This window comes from Oscillibacter sp. CAG:155, assembly GCA_000436875.1.
Taxonomy (GTDB): domain Bacteria; phylum Bacillota; class Clostridia; order Oscillospirales; family Oscillospiraceae; genus Oscillibacter.
This window is the reverse complement of sequence record FR890936.1, coordinates 1-4,735: the sequence shown is the minus strand read 5'-3', so window position 1 is coordinate 4,735 and position 4,735 is coordinate 1. Positions and strand designations below refer to the sequence as shown.

The following is a 4,735-nucleotide window of genomic DNA, read 5'->3' as shown; positions in this document are numbered from 1 at the left end:
ATTTGCGAAACTTATTGTACCTTATCGGAAAGGAGCTTATGATGAAGGAGCAACTGCTGAATCTGCTCTATATTCTGCCGGTGATGCTGCCGCTGTTTCTGGCGGGGGTCATGGTGCGCTTTTCCAGGCGATCCAGGCCCGACGGCTGGCGCATCACCGTTATCGGCGCGGCGGTGTCTGTTCTGGTTTGGGTTGCCGTACTGCTTCTGAATCGGGGCAGCGAACTGCTGGGGGTTATTGCCTACGCAGTTACGGGCTTTCCCGTCGGTGCGGCGGTGTGCGGACTTGGCCTGCGCTGCCGCCGGGCCTCCCGTTGACTGTTCTTCCAGGACCCAAAAGAAACACCATACAGAAATCCCCCCGGACCCAACGGTCCGGGGGGATTTTTTATGCCTGGGGAGCTTTGCAGAAATAGGGACCGCAGTCCTCTTCATGGGTCTGGACATAAGTCCAGGTGAACGCCCGGTCCACCACATACCAGTCGGTTCCGGGACTGGCGCCCCGATCTGTGGGGATGGCCTCCAGTTCCTCCAGTGTCACGGGACGCACTTGGGGAACATCCTCCGGGGGATACTCATTATAAAATAGATACAGCTCCTCGTTGGCGTGCTCCTTCAGCGCCTGTCGGGCCTCGTCTCCGCTGAGGCAGGGCACCAGGTTCCAGGAGAAGATGTGCCAGAGGTAATTTCCCTCTGCCAGCACATGGGCTCCTAGCTCCGCCTCCGGCACATCCGCGGCGAACGTGTCCAGCCACTGCTCCGCCACGACTTCCGGGTCGGTGGGGAAGGGCTCCTCCCAGGGGACCATGGTGGCCACGCACCGGCAGATGGGCTGGCCCAGCTCGTGGAACTTTGCCTCGTAGTCCGTCATGACGCCCACCGGGCCGTTTTCGTGGAGGTTCCGGGTGACTTCGGAGAGTTCAAAACCGAACTGGGGCATCTCCTCCACGGAGAATTCGAACAGGGGCTGGTTGTCGGTCTTGAAGTGGATCTGGCCGCCCTCTTTCAAGACCTGCCGGTAGAGTTTCAAAAAGTTCCGGTGGGTCAGGCGGCGTTTGGCGTGGCGCTTGCTGGGCCAGGGATCACAGAAGTTGATGTAGATTCGGTCCACTTCGCCAGGGGCGAAGAAGTAGGGCAGCTGGTTGGCGTTGGCGTCCACAAAGAACACATTGTTCAGCCCCTCCCGAACGCACCGCTCCATGGCCACCACCATGGCGTCCGGCACCATCTCCACGGCGATAAAGAGCACATCCGGCTCTGCCGCCGCAGTTCCGGCAGTAAAGCGGCCCTTCCCGCAGCCAAGCTCCACCCGCAGTTCCCGAGCGGTGGGCATCAGCTCCCGCCACTTGCCCCGCCGGTCATAAGGGTCCCGGATCAGGCGGTCGGCACACCGCTCCATCCGGGGGATCAGATTCTTCTTTTTCCGCATGCGCATGCTCGCGTCCTCCTGGGATCATCTTGTGTCAGATTCCACAACAAATTGTGGTAGCCTGCCCATTGTAACACAGGAAGCGGGAAGCTGCAAATGGATTTTCCGGCAGAGATTGGGAGTTTGCCGGAGTGGGAAATGCGTCAGCCTGTTAAGGGCTTAACAAAATCGCATAAAAATGACCGGATAATTTGTATGAAGTGTAAAAAAGCAAAAAAGAGGGTCTTTCACATGTAAATAAGACTTGATAAAACGGTGGGAGCACCCTATAATAAAGATTGTGAGCAAATTGGCAATGTCAGCCGAAGTCAGCTTTCCACCGCGGATAATCCGGCGGTAAAGGACATGGGCACGGCGGCCGGAAGAGCTCTATCATGCAGGTATAATCCGAGCAAATCGTATTTTATTAAAACAGGAGGAACGAACATGAAGGTAGCAATTTTTGGCGCAGGTACCATGGGCAGCGGCATTGCGCAGGTTTTCGCCGCGAAGGGCCACACTGCTTTGATGTATGCAAGCTCCGTCGCTTCCGCTCAGAAGCATAAGGACAAGCTGGCTGCTTCTCTTGCCAAGCGGGTGGCGAAGGGCAAGATGACCCAGGAGGCCGTGGACGCGCTGCTGGCCAACGTGCTGGTGGAGGAGAAGTCCGCTGCTGCAGACGCCGATCTGGTGATCGAGTGCGTCAAGGAAGACATGGCCACCAAGAAGGAGCTGCTGCATGAGCTGGATGCCCTGTGCAAGCCCGAGACCATCTTCGCTTCCAACACCTCCTCTCTGTCCATCACTGAGATGGGCAACGGCCTGAACCATCCCGTCATCGGTATGCACTTCTTCAACCCCGTCCCCAGCATGAAGCTGGTGGAGATCATCCGGGGCGCCAACACCACCCAGGAGACCTTTGACTTTGTCTACAAGCTGTCTCAGGAGATCGGCAAGGACCCCGTCGAGGTTGCTGAGGCTCCCGGCTTTGTGGTCAACAAGATTCTGATTCCCATGATCAACGAGGCCATCGGCCTGGTGGAGACCGGCGTTGCTTCCGTGGCTGATATCGATAAGGCCATGATGCTGGGCGCCAACCATCCTATGGGCCCCCTGGCTCTGGGCGATTTCATCGGCCTGGACGTGTGCCTGGCCATCATGGAGACGCTGTACAACGAGACCGGCGACTCCAAGTATCGTCCCGCTCTGCTGCTGCGCAAGATGGTCCGCGGCGGTCTGCTGGGCAAGAAGACCGGCAAGGGCTTCTACGACTATTCCAAGTAAGCGCATCTGCGTTTATCCATTAAGTAAAAAGGAGTAAGTGGTATGGATTTTCATCTGACAAACGAGCAGCAGATGCTCCGTAAGATGTACCGCGAGTTCGCAGAGAATGAGGTTAAGCCTCTGGCTGAGGAACTCGACGAACAGGAGCGTTTCCCCATGGAGACCGTCGAAAAGATGGCCAAGCTGGGGATGCTGGGTATTTATTTCCCCAAGGAGTACGGCGGCGCCGGCGGCGACGTTCTCTCCTATGCCATGTGCGTGGAGGAGTTGGCCAAGGTGTGCGGCACCACGGCTGTCATCGTTTCCGCTCACACCTCTCTTTGCTGCGCGCCCATTTTTGAGCACGGCACCGAGGAGCAGAAGCGCAAGTATCTGCCCGACCTGCTCTCCGGCCGCAAGCTGGGTGCTTTCGGTCTGACCGAACCCAACGCCGGTACCGATGCTTCCGGCCAGCAGACCACTGCCGTTCTGGAGGGTGACCACTACGTCCTCAACGGCTCCAAGTGCTTCATCACCAACGGCAACGTGGCCGACACCTTTGTGGTGTTCGCCATGACCGACAAGACCAAGGGCAACCACGGTATCTCCGCTTTCATCGTGGAGAAGGACTTCCCCGGCTTCTCTCAGGGCAAGCACGAGAAGAAGATGGGCATCCGCGGCAGCTCTACCTGCGACCTGATCTTCGAGGACTGCATCGTTCCCAAGGAGAACCTGCTGGGCAAGGAAGGCAAGGGCTTCAAGATCGCCATGCAGACTCTGGACGGCGGCCGTATCGGCATTGCTGCGCAGGCTCTGGGCCTGGGCGAGGGCGCCGTGGAAGAGGCTATCAAGTACACCAAGGAGCGTGTTCAGTTCGGTAAGCGTCTGAGCCAGTTCCAGAACACCCAGTTCCAGCTGGCAGATATGCATACCCGTATGCAGGCTGCTCAGTATCTGGTCTATGCCGCTGCGATGAAGAAGCAGAACCATGAGGATTACTCTATGGACGCCTCCATGGCCAAGCTCTTTGCCGCTGAGGCTGCCTCCGATGTCACGCGCCGTGCCGTCCAGCTGTTCGGCGGCTACGGCTACACCCGTGAGTATCCCGTGGAGCGCATGATGCGCGACGCCAAGATCACCGAGATCTATGAGGGTACATCCGAGGTCCAGCGCATGGTGATTTCCAGCCACCTGGGCGTGAAGTAAAATAGGAGGTAAAGGTTAACATGAAGATCATTGTCAGTATTAAGCAGGTCCCCGATACCTCCGGCAAGGTGGCTGTCAATCCCGACGGCACCCTGAACCGTGCATCCATGCAGACCATCACCAACCCCGACGACATGAACGCCGTGGAGGCTGCCCTGAAGATCAAGGACGCCACCGGCTGCAAGGTCATCGTGGTCACCATGGGTCCCGCTCCCGCTGCCGGTATGCTGCGGGAAGCTCTGGCCATGGGTGCGGATGAGGCTGTTCTGGTGTCTGCCCGTGAGTTCGGTGGTTCCGATACTTATGCCACTTCTCAGATCCTGGCTGCCGCCATCAACAAGATCGGCGTGGAGAAGGACGACGTGGTGCTCTGCGGCCGGCAGGCCATCGACGGCGATACTGCCCAGGTCGGCCCCCAGATCGCTGAGAAGCTGCACCTGCCCCAGGTGACTTACGCCGCCGACATCCAGAAGGATGGCGACACCATCACCGTTAAGCGGATGCTGGAAGACGGCTACATGACCATCAAGGTCCAGACCCCCTGCCTGATCACCTGCATCAAGGAGCTCAACAACCCCCGCTACATGAGCGTCGGCGGTGTGTTCGAGGCTTACAGCAAGCCCCTGACTACCTATGATTATGAGGCACTGAAGGACGATCCCCTGATCGATGCCACCACCATCGGCCTGAAGGGCTCTCCCACCAACATCTTCAAGAGCTTCACGCCTCCCCAGAAGGGCGCCGGCATGATGCTGGAGGGTGCTGACAAGGCTACCTGCGAGCAGCTGGCCGGGATTCTGGCTAAGAAGCACATCATCTGAGAAAGGGGATAAAAACGACTATGTCTAACTTCAACAGT

At 58.1% G+C, this 4,735-nt stretch carries 5 protein-coding genes; 4 read left to right on the top strand and 1 reads right to left on the bottom strand.

Annotation, left to right across the window (positions count from 1 at the left end):
• The coding region (locus QZL67_RS07630; protein ID WP_292920101.1) for a hypothetical protein at positions 1–317 on the top strand (317 nt) is incomplete at its 5' end.
• Positions 318–387: 70 nt separating this feature from the next.
• On the opposite strand, the gene trmB is transcribed toward QZL67_RS07630, so the two are convergent.
• Entirely contained in the window at positions 388–1,434 is a 1,047-nt protein-coding gene (gene trmB / locus QZL67_RS07625; protein WP_022290136.1) for a tRNA (guanosine(46)-N7)-methyltransferase TrmB, read from the bottom strand.
• A 420-nt stretch (positions 1,435–1,854) separates the two neighbouring features.
• Between trmB and QZL67_RS07620 the strand changes: the two genes are divergently transcribed.
• The 3 genes from QZL67_RS07620 to acrB are packed head-to-tail and all read left to right on the top strand — an operon-like array spanning position 1,855 to position 4,697.
• Positions 1,855–2,691 (top strand): 3-hydroxyacyl-CoA dehydrogenase family protein, encoded by an 837-nt coding sequence (locus tag QZL67_RS07620; RefSeq protein ID WP_022290135.1) that lies wholly within the window; start codon positions 1,855–1,857, stop codon positions 2,689–2,691.
• A gap of 42 nt (positions 2,692–2,733) precedes the next feature.
• The gene (locus tag QZL67_RS07615) at positions 2,734–3,876 is read left to right on the top strand and encodes an acyl-CoA dehydrogenase (RefSeq protein ID WP_022290134.1); all 1,143 of its coding nucleotides are present in this window, start codon (positions 2,734–2,736) and stop codon (positions 3,874–3,876) included.
• A 20-nt stretch (positions 3,877–3,896) separates the two neighbouring features.
• Positions 3,897–4,697 carry an acryloyl-CoA reductase electron transfer subunit gamma gene (gene acrB, locus QZL67_RS07610; protein WP_022290133.1) on the top strand — a complete coding sequence of 267 codons (801 nt, stop codon included), beginning with the start codon at positions 3,897–3,899 and terminating at the stop codon, positions 4,695–4,697.
• Positions 4,698–4,735: the final 38 nt, after the last annotated feature.

What these genes read in the sequence shown, in the direction of transcription:
- trmB (WP_022290136.1), bottom strand. Translation starts at nt 1,434, where the DNA reads ATGCGCATGCGGAAAAAGAAGAATCTGATCCCCCGGATGGAGCGGTGT.
- QZL67_RS07620 (WP_022290135.1), top strand. Translation starts at nt 1,855, where the DNA reads ATGAAGGTAGCAATTTTTGGCGCAGGTACCATGGGCAGCGGCATTGCG.
- QZL67_RS07615 (WP_022290134.1), top strand. Translation starts at nt 2,734, where the DNA reads ATGGATTTTCATCTGACAAACGAGCAGCAGATGCTCCGTAAGATGTAC.
- acrB (WP_022290133.1), top strand. Translation starts at nt 3,897, where the DNA reads ATGAAGATCATTGTCAGTATTAAGCAGGTCCCCGATACCTCCGGCAAG.